Here is a 17121-nt window from a genome sequence, read left to right on the forward strand (position 1 = left end):
GCAACCAGCAATTCCGCCGGTCGAACCGGGCGCGAGCGCCAGCGAGTGCCCGAGTCGAGACCACCGCACGACAAAGCCGGAACCCGAAACCAGCCCTGTCTCACCAGGTCTCGAGGCTCGTCGCTAGCGCTCCTCGCACCTCGACCAGCGGGACACGGACACCTCGACCAGCGGAACGACGGCAGGCGCAACCAGCAATTCCGCCGGTCGAACCGGGCGCGAGCGCCAGCGAGTGCCCGAGTCGAGACCACCGCACGACAAAGCCGGAACCCGAAACCAGCCATACCCCACCAGGTCTCGACGCTCGGCCGGCACGGTGACCCCGTGCCCTAGCCCTTGTCGACGAGCCGGAAATCGGCGAAGTCGAATCCGGGAACGACGATGCAGCTGACCAGTGACGCCTCATCGCCGGTGCATCGCGCTCGCTGCCAGTGTCGTGGCGGCACCAGTACCTGCGGCCGCTGACCGGCTGCGATGTCGGCACCGACGGCCGTGGTGGTGGGTTCGTCCGGTTCGTCGCCGTCGCCCCCCAGGTCGAGTTCGACCGGCGCGCCACGGTGATAAAGCCACATCTCGGCACCGCGCACCGTGTGCCAGTCGGATTGCTGACCGGGCATCAGCAGGAACAAGATCGCGGTTCCCGCCGCGCGGTCGGCGTCGTAGCCGGGCAGGACCGTGGCAGGCAACATCAGTTCGCTACGCCACGTCTCGGTGAACCAACCACCTTCGGGGTGTGGCGTCAGCCCCAATCCTTGTGCCCAGAGCGGCAATTCGTCGTTCGTCATGGCGTGCGCACCTCCGCGATCACCGTCACCGACCCGGGCGCGATCTCGGTGAAACCCGCATCGCGGACCGCGACCGCGGCGCCGGTCGCATCCACGGCCATCAGTGCCGCCCACCGCGAGGAGTCTGCGGCACACACCGACAGCGGGCAGCCGGCATCACGCCACACCCGGGCCGACGTCTCGTCCATCAACCGCACCGCGAGCATCGACGCATGGCCGACCTGCGCGGCGAGTTTGCCGACGGTCATCTCCAGGTCCGGGTTCACCCACAGGCACACGCCGCCGATGGGTGGTTCGGTCGGTAGCGAGCCCTCCACCTCGGTGCCGCCGATCTGCAGTCGCGAGATCCGCTTGTCGACGTCGCCGACGCGGCCGGGCACCAGCGCTCTGGCCTCGACGTCGCCGACGGTGGCCGTCACACCCCAGACCTCTTGCGCTGCAGCCCATTGCGCACCGCGCGCCCGTCGGGCGATCTTACGGATACGGGCGTCGCACCACGCGTCCATCGGCTCGGCCCACGGTCCGTCGCCACCGGCACGATCGTCCAGACACAGCAGGGCCACGGCTCGGGCAGCGGCCACCAGCAGGTCCGCCCGGTCCGGCGGTGCGGTCTTCTCGATCCGCACCACCATCTGCATCGCGAGGACGTCGGCCGGATTCTCCGGATCGCCCGCTCCGCCGACGTAGCGGGTCAGGCGCCGGTAGTCGTCGGCGAACGGATCCGACGGCAACCCCGGATCGGTCACTCGAGCGGAACCCGCCGCAGCACCCCGTCGGCGGCGTCGGCGGCCTCGATCTCGTCGCGGGTGACGCCGAGGATGAACAGCACCGCGTCGAGGAACGGATGATTCAGCGCGGCGTCGGCGACCTCACGTAGCGCCGGTTTGGCGTTGAACGCGATGCCGAGTCCGGCGACACTGAGCATGTCGATGTCGTTGGCGCCGTCGCCGACGGCAATCGTCTGCTCCATCGGCACGCCGACGTGGTCGGCGAACGACCGCAACGCCCGGGCCTTGCCGGGGCGGTCGACGATCTCGCCGATGACGCGCCCGGTCAGCTTGCCGTCGATCACCTCGAGGGTGTTGGCGCGGACGAAGTCGAGCTCCAGTTCGTGTGCGAGCGCGTCGATGACCTGACGGAATCCGCCGGATACCACACCACAGTGATAGCCGAGCCGGTGCAGGGTCCGGATGGTGGTGCGGGCACCCGGCGTCAGTTGCAGCGACGCGGCCACCTCGTCGAGCACGGAGGCGTCGAGTCCGGCCAGCGCGGCCACCCGCTGATGCAGCGACTGCGCGAAATCCAACTCGCCGCGCATCGCGGCCTCGGTCACCGCGGCCACCTCGGCCTCACGGCCGGCGTGGGCGGCGAGCATCTCGATGACCTCACCCTGGATGAGGGTGGAGTCGACGTCGAAGACGATGAGACGCTTCGCGCGGCGCGCCAGCCCCCCGCGCTCGACGGCGATGTCGACCGAATGCTTCGTCGCGACGCGGGCCAAACCCTTGCGCAGCGCGGTGTCGGCGGCGACGTCATCGCGCCCGCCGACGCTGATCATCAGTTCCAGCCCGGTCAGCGGATAGTCCGCGACTCCGCGGATGGAGTCGATGTTGCCGCCCTGTCCGGCGAGTTCGGCGGCCACCGCGCTGAATGCGCGTGCGGTGACCGGACTGCCCAGCAACACGACCGCGTGCGTGGACGGCGCGTGTCCGTCCGACGGTGCGTTGATCTCGGCGCTGACGTCCATCCCGATCGATGACATCGCCTGTTCGACGACGTCCTGGACGGCTTCGGGATCGCCGTCGACGGCCACCAGCACACCGAGGGTGAGGCGATCGTGGATCACCACCTGCTCGACGTCGAGCAGCGAGACCTGCTGCCCGGCCAGTGCTCCCATGAGCACCGAGGTGACGCCCGGCTTGTCGGGGCCGGTGACGGTGACCAGAAGGGTCGTCTTCACGACCGCACCCGGACCGGGCGATGCCGATCCGGGTGCGGTTGTGGTGTGTGATTCTTTCGAGTCGACCACCGAGTGATTCCTGGTCAGTCGGCCGAGGACTCGTGGTCGCCGACGGTCAGTGGATCACGCCGCGTGTGCTCGGCGGATTCACTGCTGTGACCCGGTCCGACGTGGGCCTCGGCATGCATTCGCTCGATCATGTGCGGATAATGCAGTTCGAAGGCCGGACGCTCGGAACGGATACGAGGCAGCTCGGTGAAGTTGTGGCGCGGCGGCGGGCAGCTGGTGGCCCACTCCAGGGAGTTGCCGAAGCCCCACGGATCGTCGACGGTCACGACCTCGCCGTAGCGGTAGCTCTTGAAGACGTTCCACAGGAACGGAAGCGTCGAGAGTCCGAGGATGAACGCGCCGGTGGTCGAGATCATGTTCAGCGTGGTGAACCCGTCCGACGGCAGGTAGTCGGCGTAGCGACGCGGCATGCCCTCGTTACCCAGCCAGTGCTGCACCAGGAAGGTGGTGTGGAAACCGATGAAGGTCAGCCAGAAGTGCCACTTGCCCAGGCGCTCGTCGAGCATGCGACCGGTCATCTTGGGGAACCAGAAGTAGACGCCGGCGTAGGTTGCGAACACGATGGTGCCGAAGAGCACGTAGTGGAAGTGGGCGACGACGAAGTAGCTGTCGGACAGGTGGAAGTCCAGCGGCGGGCTGGCGAGCAGAACACCGGTCAGACCACCGAAGAGGAACGTCACGATGAAGCCGACGGAGAACAACATCGGCGTCTCGAACGTCATGTTGCCTTTCCACATCGTGCCTATCCAGTTGAAGAATTTCACACCGGTGGGCACCGCGATCAGGAAGGTCATGAAGGAGAAGAACGGCAGCAGGACGGCGCCGGTGACGTACATGTGGTGAGCCCACACCGCGACCGACAGGGCCGCGATGGCCAGGGTCGCGTAGATCAGGCCGGAGTAGCCAAAGATCGGCTTGCGGGCGAAGACCGGGTAGATCTCGGACACGATGCCGAAGAATGGCAGCGCGATGACGTACACCTCCGGGTGACCGAAGAACCAGAACAGGTGCTGCCAGAGGATCACACCACCGTTGGCCGGGTCGTAGAGATGGGCACCGAACTGACGGTCGACCTCGAGACCGAGCAGGGCCGCGGTCAGCAGCGGGAAGATCAGCAGGATCAGGACCGTGGTCACCAGGATGTTCCAGGTGAAGATCGGCATCCGGAACATCGTCATACCGGGAGCGCGCAGGCAGACCACGGTGGTGACCATGTTGACGCCACCGAGAATGGTTCCCAGACCCGAGACACCGAGACCCATGATCCACAGGTCGGCACCGACGCCCGGCGAGTGGATCGCGTCGGTCAGCGGGGTGTAGGCGGTCCAACCGAAGTCAGCGGCACCACCGGGGGTGATGAATCCGCCGATCGCGACGGTCGAACCGAAGACGAACAGCCAGAAGCCGAAGGCATTGAGTCGCGGGAAGGCGACGTCGGGTGCGCCGATCTGCAGCGGCAGCACGAAGTTCGCGAAGCCGATGACGATCGGGGTCGCATACATCAGCAGCATCACGGTGCCGTGCATTGTGAACAGCTGGTTGAACTGCTCGGTGGAGAGGAACTGCATTCCCGGATGAGCGAGCTCGGCGCGCATCAGCAACGCCATCAGGCCGCCGATCAGGAAGAACGCGAAGCACGCGACGATGTACATCATGCCGATCAACTTGTGATCGGTCGTGGTAATCAGCTTGTAGATGAACGAACCCTTGGGCTGATAGCGCTCCGGGTACGGACGTACTGGGGCCACTTGCGTGGTGGGCTGGTCTACCGCGGTCACAGATCCTCCTCTTGCCCGACCGGTCGGGATGCGATTTCCGCCGGTCGGCACATGAACAAACCGAGCGCTGGTTACCGATCCTAAACCCTTGCACCCACCCCGGCCGAGTGGGTCCTACGATCCGTCGTACTTGATTTTCCAGCGGCACCATCGGGGCAGGTCAACCGGCATGCGACGGACGACGCGCCGCCCCACCGGAGACCATTTCGGATCGCGGCCCACCGCCACGGTTGCGACGTCGACGGAACCGCATGGCTGCCCTGCTAGGTTGAGCGGGTGCAGCGTGGCGGTGACTACCGGAGCGGATGGCGTGCGGGTACCTCCCGACGCCGCGGTTTGACGGCGATATCGGCGATCGCCGTGACGGCCATCCTGGCCCTCGGTGGATGCTCCGAGGACCAGTCGACGCTGATGACGCCGGACGGCAAGACCATCTCCACCTCGACGACCCGCATCGCCGAGGTCAACGTGGTCTCCGCCGACCGCGACTACGCCCGGACATGCCTGGCCCCGACGGTCGCCGACAACCCGCAGGCCGACGTCTCGCGCATCGTGGTCACCGATCCGGCCCTGCTCGACGACATCTGCGCCCTCGGGCTCGGCCCGAAGGTGACCGCAGTAACCGCGGCGCCGGGCAGCGTGCCCGAGTATCTCGGCCCCCAACTGACGTCGGTGCCCACCATCGGTGCCGAACCCGATGCGGCGGCGGTGCAGACCGCGGCACCCGACATCGTCCTGACCACGCCTGCGACCGCGACGTCCGCCGGCGCCTTCGGCACGGCGAAAACGGTCACGATCGACACCGACGACGACTGGCAGCAACGCTTCACCGCGGTCGCCGCCGCGCTGGGCCGCTCCGGCGAGGGCACTCGCCTGCAGCAGGAGTTCGACACCGAGGCACAGAAGACCGGCCGTCGGATGGATGCCGCCCACAATCAGGTGTCCCTGGTGCGGTTCACCAAGGATGCGGAGATCCTGGCCGGCACCGACAGCTTCGCGGGACAGATCCTGACCCAGATCGGCGTCCAGCGCCCCGCCGCGCAACGCGGGCCGGAGAACGTCACCGTCACCGATCAGAACTTCACCGACGCCGACGCCGACCTCATCTACGTGTCCTTCGAGGGTGAGGACGGGCAGGCGCACGGCGAGGAGGTCCTGCTCTCGGATCGCTGGCTCGACATGGGGGCACCGACGTGGAAGCGGGTGCTGTCGGTGAACGACGAGATCTGGTACGGCGGTGGCGGATTGGCCTCAGCGTGGTTAGTGCTCAACGACGTCAAGGAATCTCTCAATGCCAACTCCTGATCTCAGCGTGGCGGCCCGGACCCTGGCCGCCCTGCACCGGCCCGGCGATCCCGTCGTGCTGCCGACGGTCTGGGATGCGTGGTCGGCGCGCCTGGCCGTCGACGCCGGGTTCGCCGCACTCACGTTGGGCAGTCACCCGGTGGCCGACTCCATCGGCCGCTCCGACAACGAGGGCATGACCTTTGCCGAGTTGTGCACCCGGGTCGCCCAGGTCGCCGAGGCCGTCGACGTACCTCTGTCGGTCGACATCGAGTCCGGATACGGCGAGTCGGCGGCCACCCTCATCGGCGGTCTCCTCGACGCCGGAGCGGTCGGTCTCAACATCGAGGACACCGTGCACTCCGAGGGCGGGAGGCTCCGCGAACCCGCCGAACACGCCGAGGTCGTCGCCGCACTGCGCGAGGCGGCCGACGCCGCGGGCGTGCCCATCGTGATCAATGCGCGGACCGACGTGCTGCTGCGTCGGATCGGCGACGACGCCGACCGCGTCGACCGCGCGATCGACCGGCTGCGCCGCTGCGCCGACGCGGGTGCGACGTGCCTCTACCCGGTCGGCCGGCATGCCGACGACGTGCACCGCCGGCTGACCTCGGAGTTGCCGCTCCCGGTCAACGCCATCGGGTTGCCCGCCGAGGACTCCCTGACCCATTTCGCGGACCTCGGTGTCGGCCGGATCAGCTTCGGCCCCTTCTGGCAGGCCGACCTCGCGGCCCGCTCGACGGCACTGCTGGCCCGCTGGCACTGAACGCGGGCTCTCCCGACCGCGAGCTCACCACACATGCGCATCCGGCCATGGTTTGACCCCGACCGGGTGAAACCGTCGACGTCGGCAGAGGTCGACGAGCATCGTGGACAGATGACTGTCACCGATGAATACCTGGCGAACAACGCCGCCTACGCCGCCACCTTCTCCGGCCCGCTGCCGCTGCCGCCGAGTCGTCACGTCGCGGTGGTCGCCTGCATGGATGCGCGCCTGGACGTCTACCGCATCCTCGGCCTCAAAGACGGTGAGGCACACGTCATCCGCAATGCGGGCGGTGTCGTCACCGACGACGAGATCCGATCACTGGCCATCAGCCAGCGACTGCTCGGCACCACCGAGATCATCCTCATCCACCACACCGACTGCGGCATGCTGACCTTCACCGACGACGATTTCAAACGCGAGATCCAGAACGAGATCGGGCAGAAGCCGCAGTGGGCCGCCGAGGCATTCGGCGACGTCGACGAGGACGTGCGTCAGTCACTCACCCGGATCCGCAACAGCCCGTTCATCACCAAGACCAGCTCACTGCGCGGCTTCGTCTTCGACGTGGCCACCGGAAAACTCAACGAGGTCACCGATTGATCGTCTCTGACTGATCGTCTCCGCCTGATCATCTCCGACTGATCGTCACCACCGGGCTCACGGCCAGCCGGGCGCCGACGGAATCGACCCGTCGGCGACCGCGGTGGCCAACTGCGCGTGGTCGCGTTCGGTCTGATCGGCGTAGGCGTTGGCGAACCGCACCACCGATTCCTCGGCCTTGCGTGATGTCCCCAGATAGTCGGCGATCGCGCGGGCATCCCCGCTGCGCGCGTGCGCACGGGCCAGCACGTGTCCGCAGGCCGTCGCGAACTGCTCGATGACGCCGGCCACTCGCGGTCCGTCGGGGATGACCTTGCCGTCGCGGAACTGGCGCACGTAGAAGTCCCAGTCGGCGATCCGGGTCCAGCCCAGGAACATGTCGGAGGCACTCTGGATCAGTCGCTGGCCGTTGACGACTCGTTGACCGTGGTTGTCGTAACTGCTCGGCGACAGGAACGGTTCGTACACCGAGGCGGCGGCCTGTTTGATCTGGAAGAACATCGGGTCGCCGGTCTCGTGTTCCTCGGCCAGATTGAGGAACACCCGCATCCCGACGCTGCCGACGCCGACGACCTGCTGCACCGCGTCGACCAGATCGAAGCGACGCAGCAGCGCGGCGATGTTCTCCGGGACCGTCGCATAGTAGGCGCGGATCACGTCGTTGAGCACGTCGCGGTAACCACTGAGTGCGTGAATCCGGTACGGCGGGTCCTCCACGATCTGCCGACGGCCATCCACCTGATGGGTCAGCTTCTTGCTCGCTCCCCGCGCCGTGCGTTTCTGCGCCCGCTTCTCCAGATACGAATCGAGCCGGGCTCCGTTGGCCGGTGACGCCACATACCCGACGAGGTCGTCGACGGAGATCTTCTCCGCCCACACGTCCAGGATCGGCCACCCGGCGTACGTCCGAATCCATTTGCGGTAGCCCTGGAATCCGGCGCGGACCGCGCCGGTGGCGGTGACGGCGTCGACGTTGTTCTCGCGGGCGAGGACCACCAGGCTCGCCAGGAATCGCAGGAGGTCCCATTCGAACGGTCCGGGAAGCGTCTCGTCGAAGTCACGCAGGTCGAAGGCCAGGGTCCGCTCGGGGGTGTTCCACAGCCCGAAATTCAGGACGTGGGCGTCACCGCAGAGTTGCACCGTGATCCCCGTGTTCGGACGCGACGCCAGGTCCGCGGCCATCACCGCGGCGGCCCCGCGATAGTAGGTCCACGGCGATGCCGACATGCGTTCGTGGCGGATCGGCAACAGCACCTGATCCCGAATGGTGTTCTGCGCCAAGATGGTGGCGAGCGCATCGTGTCCACGCCGATCCGGATCCCAGTCACCCAACGCACTGCGTGGCACGACCTTGCGGGCGGCCTTACCGATCGACCGGTCGGCGGTCGAGTAGATCGTGGGGCCGGTCGCGAGCATCTCGCTCTGCGTCGGCGGCTGCGGCAGTGACGGGGTGGCCATGACTGACCAGTCTGCTCCAAGATGAACCATCAGGTCACCCGATCGTGCCGGTGAGTCGTGTCGGTGGCGCCCACTACCCTGGACGGCATGGCAACCACGATCCCCGAGGGCTACGACGACCTGCTCGACCGTCCGATTGTCGGTGTGCTCGCCACCGTCGGACCCGATGGCGTACCCAATGCGACCCCGATGTGGTTCGCCTGGCAGGACGGGCAGCTGCGGTTCACCCACACCAAGGCCCGCAAGAAGATCGCCAACCTGCAGCAGAATCCGAACTATTCGTTCGTCATCACCGATCCCGACAATCCGTATCGGTACCTCGAGGTGCGGGGCACCCTCGAATCGGTCACCGACGATCCGACCGGATCGTTCTACGTCGTGCTCGGCAAGCGCTACGGCAACGCCGATCAGGCTCCGCCCCCGGACGCCGCCGATCGCGTCATCCTCGCGTTGAACGCCACCTATTTCGGAAAGAAGTAGCGCCGCGGCCACCTCATCGACCGACACCGCACCCACCGTGGTCGCCGCACCGGCCCCCAAACCGGCCGCCGCGCTGCATGTCCTGTGGCGTCCCGGCGTCGGCCTCTCGGTCTGGGACGAGACCGACGGGAACGACACCGAAGCCGCCGGGTCACCGTATCCGGAACCGTTGCGATCATTGCTGTCCGGCAAACGATTTCGCCGGCAGGTCGGAGTGATTGACGAGTCGGGCAGGCGTCGCTTCGTCGCGACGATGACGCTCGGGGTGGCGTCGGCGGTGTCGTTCCTGGACGCGACGCGCTCGGTGGCGGTCGCCGGCGACATCGCGTGGTACCGCCACCTTCTCGACGGGGTGAGACGCTTCGTCGATGCCCGCGTCGTGGCACCCACCGTCGCCGAGGTGGCGGGCGAGTCGGTGTTCGTCTGGCGCCCGGTGGCCACACCGCAGTGGCGTGCGTGGTCGGCGGTGATCACCGGCGGCGCACCGGCGGCGCTGCTGGACAACGGCGGCACCGAGGCGCTGATGGACTTTGCGGCCGAACTCGTCGATCACGAGTGCCGTGCCCGGATCACCGCGTCGGCGACCCGCCTCGGCGCGGCCGATCCGGCCACCCCGCTGATCGCGGCCCTCGTCGACTCCGCGGTTCCGGCGTCGGCCACCCGCCCGACCGCTATGTCGGCGTGGACGCAGTGGACGGCGAGCGCTCCCGCCGGCGATTCGACGGTGCTCTTCCGTCTGCACGAACCCGACGATCCGGATCATCCGCAGGACCTCGACGACGAACTGTTCACCGCCGGTTCGGTTCCCGGCGACCCGCACCGGCTCCGGTGGCGTCTGCAGGTCTGCCGACGCTCCGACGACGGTCACATCGATCCGGTGGTCCCGCATCGCCTGGACGCAACCGAACTCGACGAGATCACCACCGAACTCGCCACCGCGGTGCGCGCATTCCCGGATCTGGGTCGCGCCGACCCCGACCGCACCTCGCTGGACTTCCTGCTCACCGGCGATCTCGCGGAAGCGCTGTTCACCAGCGGCGCACAGGCATTGGCTGAGGCAGGCCTCCCGGTCCTGCTCCCCCGCACCATCGCCGAGGTGCGGCCCACCCTCGGGGTGCGGGCGGCCCCGGTGACCGGCGGTGGCGCCCCGGCCCGCATGGTGGGCCTGCGCGAGATCCGTGAGTTCGAGTGGCGACTCGCCCTGGGTGACGGCCCGGACGCCATCACGCTCAGCGACGCCGATCTCGACGAATTGTCGCGTCAGAAGGGCGATCTGGTGCGCATCCGCGGGGTGTGGGTACGCGCCGAGGGCGCCGCGCTGACCCGCGCGGCCGCCTTCATCGCGGCGCAACGCGCGCTGCGGACGTCCGGGCACACACCCGACATGGGTGAGCTGCTCGACATGGTCGCGCACGACACCGACCGCGTGCCGGTACCGGTGACCTCGGTGCAGGGACTGGCCTGGCTCGATGCCATCGCCGAGACGGGCACGATGGCCCCGGTCCCGGTGGCGGCCCCGGCGTCGCTGCACGCGGTGTTGCGGCCCTATCAGCACCGCGGCCTGGAGTGGCTGGCGTACCTGTCCGGCCAGGGCATCGGTGGCGTCCTCGCCGACGACATGGGCCTGGGCAAGACGCTGCAGATCATCGCGCTGCTGTGTCACGAGTACGACGCACGCGACGATGGTGGAGACGAAAGCGACAGCGCGCCCTCGCTGATCGTGTGTCCGATGTCGGTGGTCGGCAACTGGGTCCACGAGTTGGAACGGTTCGCACCGGATCTGCGGGTGACCGTCCATCACGGCGCCGGACGATCCAAGGGTGCCGCGTTCACCGCGGTCCATTCCGGCATCGACGTGGTGCTGACGACGTTCGCCCTCGCCGCCCGCGATCGCGATCTACTGTCCGCGCATCGGTGGCGGCACGTCATCGTCGACGAGGCGCAACACGTGAAGAACGTCCGGACGGCCGCAGCCCGCGCACTGCGCGCCATCCCCGCCGCTCACCGCATCGCCCTGACCGGAACCCCGGTGGAGAACCGCCTCGAGGACCTGCGTGCGGTGATCGACCTGGTCAATCCCGGGCTGCTGGGCTCGGCCTCGGCGTTTCGCAACCGCTTCGCCGAACCCATTGAGCGGGATCGGGATCCGGCCGCCGTCCGTCGGCTGGCCACCCTCACCCGCCCGTTCATCCTGCGGCGGGAGAAGACCGATCCGGCCGTCGTCTCCGATCTGCCGGAGAAGAACGAGCTCACCGTGCGGGCCAACCTCACCGTCGAGCAGGCCGCCCTCTACCGCGCGGTGATCGACGATCTGATGGCCGCCCTGGCCGACAAGCAGCAGCGCGCGCTGCGGCGCCGCACGGTCCTCGCCGCACTGACCCGGCTCAAACAGATCTGCAATCATCCGGCGCATTACCTCGGTGACGGATCGGCGATACTGCGCCGCGGCCACCATCGGTCGGGCAAGCTCGAACTCCTCTCCGACATCGTCACCACCCTGGTCGCCGAAGGTGATCAGGGGTTGCTGTTCACCCAGTTCGCCGTGTTCGGCGAACTGGTCTCGTCGTGGCTGACCGAGGTGCTGGGCACCGAGATCCCGTTGCTGCACGGTGGTCTGCCACGCGGCGAGCGTGACCTGCTGGTCGAGCGGTTCCAGCGCGGTGACGGCTCCGCGCGGCCGCCGATTCTGGTGGCCACGCTCAAGGCCGGCGGCACCGGACTCAACCTGACCGCCGCCAATCACGTTGTGCACGTGGATCGGTGGTGGAATCCGGCCGTGGAGGACCAGGCCACCGATCGTGCCTACCGGATCGGTCAGACCCAGCGGGTGCACGTGCGGCGCTTCGTCTGCGTGGGCACCCTCGAGGAACGCGTCGACGACCTCATCGCCAAGAAGCGCGAGTTGTCCCGGCTGACGGTGTCGACGGGCGAGAACTGGATGGGTGACCTCGGCGACGACGAACTGTTCGAACTGTTCCGGCTCCGCGACGAGGCGGTGAGCGAATGAGTGCGCGGCGTGGCACCACCCCGGTCCGCGGTTATGCGTTGACGCCGTGGTCCCGGGCCCTGGTCGACGTCGTCGAGGGCCGACCGGGTGGGCAGGTCACCTCCGAGATCGTCGAGAACCGCAAGATCACGAAGGCGCGCAGCTACTTTCGCGATCGGAATGCGCATCGGGTGTCCATCGGTGATGGAATGGTGACCGCGGTCGTCGAGGGCAGTCAACTCGACCCCTTCGAGGTGTTCCTCGAGGTTCGCACCGTCGACGCCACCACGGTGGTCTCGCTGCTGGCCGCGGCCGGCGGCATCACCGACGTGATGTATCTGGCCCGTGGCGAGCAACCCGACACGCTCGGAGAGTTGTTGCTGCCCACCGAAAGTGCCGACATCGTCGGTGACTGCACGTGCCCGGACTCCTCGGGTCGCTGCATCCACGTACTGACGGTGACCTATGAGATCGCGGCCGAGATCGACCGCACCCCGCTGACACTGCTCACGCTGATGGGAACATCGTTACCCGAACTGCTCGCGGCCATCGAGGACGTGTCCGGAGAACCGTCCGGGCTCCCCGACAATCCGCTCGTGTGGACCGAATCGCGTTCTGCACCACCGACCGTCGACTTCTACGGCACCGGCGCGACCGCTCCCCCGCTGCCGTCACCGCCGCGGATGAATCCGATGACCGACCTCGACACCGCGGCGTTGCGGGCGGCCCTGCGGGCATCCGGGGTGGCGCCGGGTGACATCGCCGAGGCGGTCGATGAGCTCGGTGACCTGTACGACCGGCTCGTCGAGGAGTGAAGGACCGTCAAGGGGCCGCTACCCTCGCTCATTCATTGCGCTCGTGCAGAACAACCTCCACCCGGCTGGGCTCGAAGGCGGCGACAATTCGCCGGCGTCGTCGCCCGTAGCCACCCGATGAACCCATGTGGACGACGTACTGGCGAGCGCGATCCGGTAGGTCGGGAAACCACCGCGGGTCGGCGGCAGGGTGCGCATGCCACGTCGGTACCCACGCCTGGGTCTCGAGGCCGAGGAGTTGGCGCTTCTTCTGGGTGCGAGCATCTCCCGACCCGACCCACTTCGTATGCATGGCCACATGCGCACGCGTGATGTCGGACAACGGGATTCGCCACCCCGCGTCCGTGCCGCGTGCAGGCTTCTCGACATATCCGGCTCGCGTGGTGGCGTCGACGGCGATCACCATCAGCGTTCGGCGACGCAGTATCCACCACACGAGCAGTGCGATGACCACGAACATCACGATCACGACCACCACACCCGTCGTACTGCCGCCTGACGCGAGAGTCCCGGCCAGGGTGGTCACCACGATGACAAGGGCCGTGCCGATGAAGATGACCTGCATGATCATCGAGGTCCGGAACCGGGTCACGGTCAACCCCGGCTTCGGCGCTGCTGACCGCCCGGGAGCCGCCATCGACGTCCTTCGGTTGTGCCCCGCTAGAAGTCCCAGTCCTCGTCTTCGGTGTTGACGGCCTTGCCGATGACGTAACTCGAACCGGACCCGGAGAAGAAGTCGTGATTCTCGTCGGCGTTGGGTGACAGGGCCGACAGGATCGCCGGGTTCACGTCGGTCTCGTCCTTCGGGAACATCGCCTCGTAGCCGAGGTTCATCAGCGCCTTGTTCGCGTTGTAGCGCAGGAACTTCTTGACGTCCTCGGTGAGACCGACCTCGTCGTAGAGCGCCTCGGTGTAATCGGATTCGTTGTCGTAGAGCTCGAAGAGCAACTCGAAGGTGTAGTCCTTGAGTTCCTGGCGACGCTGCGCGCTCTGCGTCTCCAGACCACGCTGATACTTGTAGCCGATGTAGTAGCCGTGCACCGCCTCGTCGCGGATGATCAGCCGGATCAGGTCAGCGGTGTTGGTGAGCTTGGCGCGCGACGACCAGTACATCGGCAGATAGAAACCGGAGTAGAAGAGGAACGACTCCAGCAGCGTCGAGGCCACCTTGCGCTTGAGCGGATCCTCGCCGCGGTAGTAGTCCATGACGATCTGCGCCTTGCGCTGCAGCTGGTCATTCTCCTCCGACCAGCGGAAGGCCTCGTCGATCTCCTTGGTCGAGCACAGGGTGGAGAAGATCGAACTGTAGCTCTTGGCGTGCACCGACTCCATGAACGCGATGTTGGTGAGCACCGCCTCTTCATGCGGCGTCGTCGCATCCGGGATGAGCGAGACCGCACCGACGGTGCCCTGGATGGTGTCGAGCAGCGTCAGACCGGTGAACACCCGCATGGTGAGCTGCTTTTCGTACTCCGTCAGCGTGTTCCACGACGGGATGTCGTTGGACACCGGAACCTTCTCCGGCAGCCAGAAGTTTCCGGTCAGGCGATCCCAGACCTCGGCGTCCTTCTCATCGGGGACGCGGTTCCAGTTGATCGCCGAGACCCGGCTGACCAGCTTGATGGGGGCGCCGTCGGCGGGGCTGTGAGAGGTGGCCGTCATCTGTTCCTCGGGGTCGATGGGTGGATTCGGGTCGGTGTCCGCAGTTCGCCGCAGCGCGGCTGGTGCGATGAGCGATAGGACCAATCTAGGCCGTCGCGCCCGGCCATCGTGGACCGACACTCGATCCGACGCCAAGATCGTGAAAAACCACAACATCTGGGGATGGTGTGACGCACGAGGCCCCAAATCATGGGTGGCTGGTCGCCACTCATCCCAGGGCAGACCACACCGGATCACCACCGATGACGGTCGCCGCCACCCGCACGTCGCGGGGCCGCACACCGAACGGATCGTCGTCGAGCAGCACGACGTCGCCGAGCGACCCCACGGCGAGCGGCGGCGCCCCGTTGGTCGAGGAGAACAACGCCTGTCCGACGGTCAGTCGTTCGGCGGCATTCCACGCCGGCTCACCGGGTTCGGCGCGCCACACCGCGGCGTCGATGGCCAGCCACGGATCCAGGGGCGCGATCGGCGCGTCCGATCCGAGCGCGAGGGCCACCCCGGCCCGATGCATGCTCTGCAGCAGAAAGCACCGATCGGCCCGATCCGCCCAGACACGTTCGGTGACAGCGCGGTCGTCGAGGAGATGCGCGGGTTGCACGCTCGCCACCACCCCGAGGCCGGCCATCCGGACGAGGTCGTCGCGGCGCATCAACTGGGCGTGTTCGATGCTGCCATGGGCGCCGGTCACCCCGAAGGCATCGAGCGCCTCGGTGACCGCGGCGTCGCCGATGGCGTGCACCGCGACGTCGAGGCCACCCGCGGTGGCGCGCGAGAGCAATTCCCGGATCTGGGCACCGGAGAAGTTCTGCTTGCCGAATGGATGGGGTTCGGGTGCGTAGCGGTCGCAGCAGTGCGCCGTCAACGATCCCAGCGAACCGTCGGTGATCATCTTCAGCGGACCGAGAAGAACGTTGTGCGCCAACGGGTCACCGGTGCGCAGACCAGAACCGGGCAGACCGGACCCGAGGACCTCGTCGAGGGCGTCGGGGTAGAACCCGGCGCGGATGCGGGGCGCAATCATGCCGGCGGCGATCCGCTCCGGCCAGACGCGATGTGCGCCGGCGAATTCGAGGTCGGTGATCCCGACGATGCCGCGGGTCAGGGCCGCGGTCATCGCCCGCTGCACCTGATCGAACTCCGGGGTCTGCGTCGGTGCGATCTCGTCGAGGCGCGCGAACACCGCGAACCACTCGTTCTCGTCGACGAGGCCCGTGCGGTGCTCGAGGCCGCAGACCTGCAGTGCTCGGCTGTTGAGCCAGCCGCTGTGGGCATCACCGGAGATCAGGATCACCGGATGCCGTCCGGACACCGCGTCGAGTGCGGTCACCGACGCCGGCTCCGACCACTGCGACGGTCGGTGTCCGACACCGAGGATCACGCGCGAATCCTGTTGCCCGGACGACGAATCCACCTCCTCGATGTGGTGGTGCACCCGATCGATCACCGCCTGCGGTGCAGTGCAGCCGGAGACGTCGAGCCGCTCACCCCACCGCGCCCACTGGGTGACGTGCACGTGGTGATCCCAGAGTCCGGGGATCACCCACCGCCCGCCGGCATCGAGTTCGCGGGCCGACTGCCCGTGCGCGGTGACCCCGCCGATGTCGGCGACCCGGCCACCGGCGATCCTGATGTCGACGGGTTCGGTGACCGTGCCATCCTCGGACATGATCCGCGCCGAACGGATGATGAGGTCGGCGCCGGTGGGCTCGGATGACGCCTCAGGTGACATGGACGAGTTCGAGTGCGGCACCGGCGAGGTCACGGTCACCGACGACGTCCGCGTCGTCCAGGGCGCGTCGATGCCAGACGGTGAGCAGCAGATCATCGGCGGTCGCGCGGATGGCGACGTCTGCCTCCGCGGGCTCGTCGGACACATCGAATCGCTCGGCGGTCGGGCGCAGCACCCAGTGACGGTCGGTGTGGTCGTGGGCGTGCAGGTGGATCGTGCGGCCCAGCACCTCGTCGGGCACGGGGTCGCCGGCGGCGATGAAACGCGGAACGAACACCTCCAGCCACTCGTCGATGCCGTCGGCGGCGAGGTCGGCCTCGATCGGTGCCTGGGCTGCCGGCGCGGTGGCCGATTCCAGATCCCAGCGATGCACCGCCAATTCGTGGGCTTGGCGCCGATACCAGAAGGCCACGGTCCGCTCGCCGACGAAGGTCTTCGCCGGGGAGTCCGGGTCGCGTGAGATCAACGCGTCGACGAGAAGGTCGCGTCCGGCCGCGTACCAGTCGATCACCGCGGCGCCCTCGGGGACCGGGATTCCGTCGTATCCGCGGTACAGTCGCGTCTCCATCAGGCGGTCGGCGGCCCAGCGATGGACGGCGCCGACGTGTCCGAGGAGGTCGTGAACGGTCCAGCCGGGACATGTCGGCACCGGCAGGGTGAGCGATGCGGGGGTGGTGGCGGCGAGCCGATCACTCTCCAGCCGGATGGCGTCGAGCCAGCGTTCGGGTGTCATCCGTCGCAGG

Annotated in this window: 15 protein-coding genes; 6 read left to right on the forward strand and 9 right to left on the reverse strand. The window is 67.7% G+C overall.

The features are described 5' to 3' along the window. Positions 1-329: 329 nt before the first annotated feature. From ACWDPV_RS11340 to ctaD, 4 genes are all read right to left on the reverse strand, one after another. Positions 330-785 carry a cupin domain-containing protein gene (locus ACWDPV_RS11340; RefSeq protein ID WP_449743050.1) on the reverse strand — a complete coding sequence of 152 codons (456 nt, stop codon included), beginning with the start codon at positions 783-785 and terminating at the stop codon, positions 330-332. Continuing rightward, the gene (locus ACWDPV_RS11345) at positions 782-1531 is read right to left on the reverse strand and encodes an aminoacyl-tRNA hydrolase (RefSeq protein ID WP_449743051.1); all 750 of its coding nucleotides are present in this window, start codon (positions 1529-1531) and stop codon (positions 782-784) included. Before ACWDPV_RS11345 ends, ACWDPV_RS11340 begins: the two co-directional genes overlap by 4 nt. Continuing rightward, entirely contained in the window at positions 1528-2745 is a 1218-nt protein-coding gene (gene serB, locus ACWDPV_RS11350; protein WP_449743052.1) for a phosphoserine phosphatase SerB, read from the reverse strand. Before serB ends, ACWDPV_RS11345 begins: the two co-directional genes overlap by 4 nt. An 83-nt stretch (positions 2746-2828) precedes the next feature. Continuing rightward, positions 2829-4592, reverse strand: coding sequence for an aa3-type cytochrome oxidase subunit I (gene ctaD / locus ACWDPV_RS11355; RefSeq protein WP_449743053.1), 1764 nt, complete (start codon positions 4590-4592; stop codon positions 2829-2831). Between the two features lie 276 nt (positions 4593-4868). Between ctaD and ACWDPV_RS11360 the strand changes: the two genes are divergently transcribed. From ACWDPV_RS11360 to ACWDPV_RS11370, 3 genes are all read left to right on the forward strand, one after another. Beyond that, on the forward strand, positions 4869-5897 hold the full coding sequence (locus ACWDPV_RS11360) for an ABC transporter substrate-binding protein (protein WP_449743054.1): 1029 nt from the start codon (positions 4869-4871) through the stop codon (positions 5895-5897). Next, a complete protein-coding gene (locus tag ACWDPV_RS11365) occupies positions 5884-6642 on the forward strand; it encodes an isocitrate lyase/PEP mutase family protein (RefSeq protein ID WP_449743055.1) in 759 nt (252 codons plus the stop codon). The genes ACWDPV_RS11360 and ACWDPV_RS11365 overlap by 14 nt, the downstream gene beginning before the upstream one ends. Before the next feature lie 111 nt (positions 6643-6753). After that, on the forward strand, positions 6754-7245 hold the full coding sequence (locus tag ACWDPV_RS11370; RefSeq protein ID WP_348807541.1) for a beta-class carbonic anhydrase: 492 nt from the start codon (positions 6754-6756) through the stop codon (positions 7243-7245). Between the two features lie 57 nt (positions 7246-7302). Here the strand turns inward: ACWDPV_RS11370 and ACWDPV_RS11375 are convergent, their stop codons facing one another. Beyond that, complete coding sequence (locus ACWDPV_RS11375) at positions 7303-8703, reverse strand: DUF2252 domain-containing protein (RefSeq protein WP_449743056.1); 1401 nt, start codon at positions 8701-8703, stop codon at positions 7303-7305. Positions 8704-8790: 87 nt separating this feature from the next. On the opposite strand from ACWDPV_RS11375, the gene ACWDPV_RS11380 reads away from it, so the two are divergent. The 3 genes from ACWDPV_RS11380 to ACWDPV_RS11390 are packed head-to-tail and all read left to right on the forward strand — an operon-like array spanning position 8791 to position 12984. Next, entirely contained in the window at positions 8791-9183 is a 393-nt protein-coding gene (locus ACWDPV_RS11380; protein ID WP_348807543.1) for a PPOX class F420-dependent oxidoreductase, read from the forward strand. A 37-nt stretch (positions 9184-9220) separates the two neighbouring features. Then, positions 9221-12190 carry a DEAD/DEAH box helicase gene (locus tag ACWDPV_RS11385; RefSeq protein WP_348809092.1) on the forward strand — a complete coding sequence of 990 codons (2970 nt, stop codon included), beginning with the start codon at positions 9221-9223 and terminating at the stop codon, positions 12188-12190. Then, positions 12187-12984: a hypothetical protein gene (locus ACWDPV_RS11390; protein ID WP_348807545.1), complete on the forward strand. Its 798-nt coding sequence runs from the start codon at positions 12187-12189 to the stop codon at positions 12982-12984. Before ACWDPV_RS11385 ends, ACWDPV_RS11390 begins: the two co-directional genes overlap by 4 nt. 28 nt (positions 12985-13012) lie before the next feature. Here ACWDPV_RS11390 and ACWDPV_RS11395 read toward each other — a convergent pair whose 3' ends face one another. The 4 genes from ACWDPV_RS11395 to ACWDPV_RS11410 form a co-directional block, all read right to left on the reverse strand. Beyond that, positions 13013-13576: a hypothetical protein gene (locus ACWDPV_RS11395; protein WP_449743057.1), complete on the reverse strand. Its 564-nt coding sequence runs from the start codon at positions 13574-13576 to the stop codon at positions 13013-13015. Positions 13577-13644: 68 nt separating this feature from the next. Beyond that, the gene (gene nrdF, locus ACWDPV_RS11400; protein ID WP_348807547.1) at positions 13645-14646 is read right to left on the reverse strand and encodes a class 1b ribonucleoside-diphosphate reductase subunit beta; all 1002 of its coding nucleotides are present in this window, start codon (positions 14644-14646) and stop codon (positions 13645-13647) included. A 208-nt stretch (positions 14647-14854) separates the two neighbouring features. Continuing rightward, a complete protein-coding gene (locus tag ACWDPV_RS11405) occupies positions 14855-16378 on the reverse strand; it encodes an amidohydrolase (protein WP_449743058.1) in 1524 nt (507 codons plus the stop codon). Next, positions 16368-17111, reverse strand: a complete 744-nt coding sequence (locus ACWDPV_RS11410; RefSeq protein WP_348807549.1) for a maleylpyruvate isomerase family mycothiol-dependent enzyme — start codon at positions 17109-17111, stop codon at positions 16368-16370. The genes ACWDPV_RS11405 and ACWDPV_RS11410 overlap by 11 nt, the downstream gene beginning before the upstream one ends. Positions 17112-17121: the final 10 nt, after the last annotated feature.

It is taken from the genome of Gordonia sp. NPDC003504 (assembly GCF_053587995.1).

What these genes read in the sequence shown, in the direction of transcription:
- ACWDPV_RS11340 (WP_449743050.1), bottom strand. Translation starts at nt 785, where the DNA reads ATGACGAACGACGAATTGCCGCTCTGGGCACAAGGATTGGGGCTGACG.
- ACWDPV_RS11365 (WP_449743055.1), top strand. Translation starts at nt 5,884, where the DNA reads ATGCCAACTCCTGATCTCAGCGTGGCGGCCCGGACCCTGGCCGCCCTG.
- ACWDPV_RS11370 (WP_348807541.1), top strand. Translation starts at nt 6,754, where the DNA reads ATGACTGTCACCGATGAATACCTGGCGAACAACGCCGCCTACGCCGCC.
- ACWDPV_RS11375 (WP_449743056.1), bottom strand. Translation starts at nt 8,703, where the DNA reads ATGGCCACCCCGTCACTGCCGCAGCCGCCGACGCAGAGCGAGATGCTC.
- ACWDPV_RS11380 (WP_348807543.1), top strand. Translation starts at nt 8,791, where the DNA reads ATGGCAACCACGATCCCCGAGGGCTACGACGACCTGCTCGACCGTCCG.
- ACWDPV_RS11390 (WP_348807545.1), top strand. Translation starts at nt 12,187, where the DNA reads ATGAGTGCGCGGCGTGGCACCACCCCGGTCCGCGGTTATGCGTTGACG.
- nrdF (WP_348807547.1), bottom strand. Translation starts at nt 14,646, where the DNA reads ATGACGGCCACCTCTCACAGCCCCGCCGACGGCGCCCCCATCAAGCTG.
- ACWDPV_RS11405 (WP_449743058.1), bottom strand. Translation starts at nt 16,378, where the DNA reads ATGTCACCTGAGGCGTCATCCGAGCCCACCGGCGCCGACCTCATCATC.
- ACWDPV_RS11410 (WP_348807549.1), bottom strand. Translation starts at nt 17,111, where the DNA reads ATGACACCCGAACGCTGGCTCGACGCCATCCGGCTGGAGAGTGATCGG.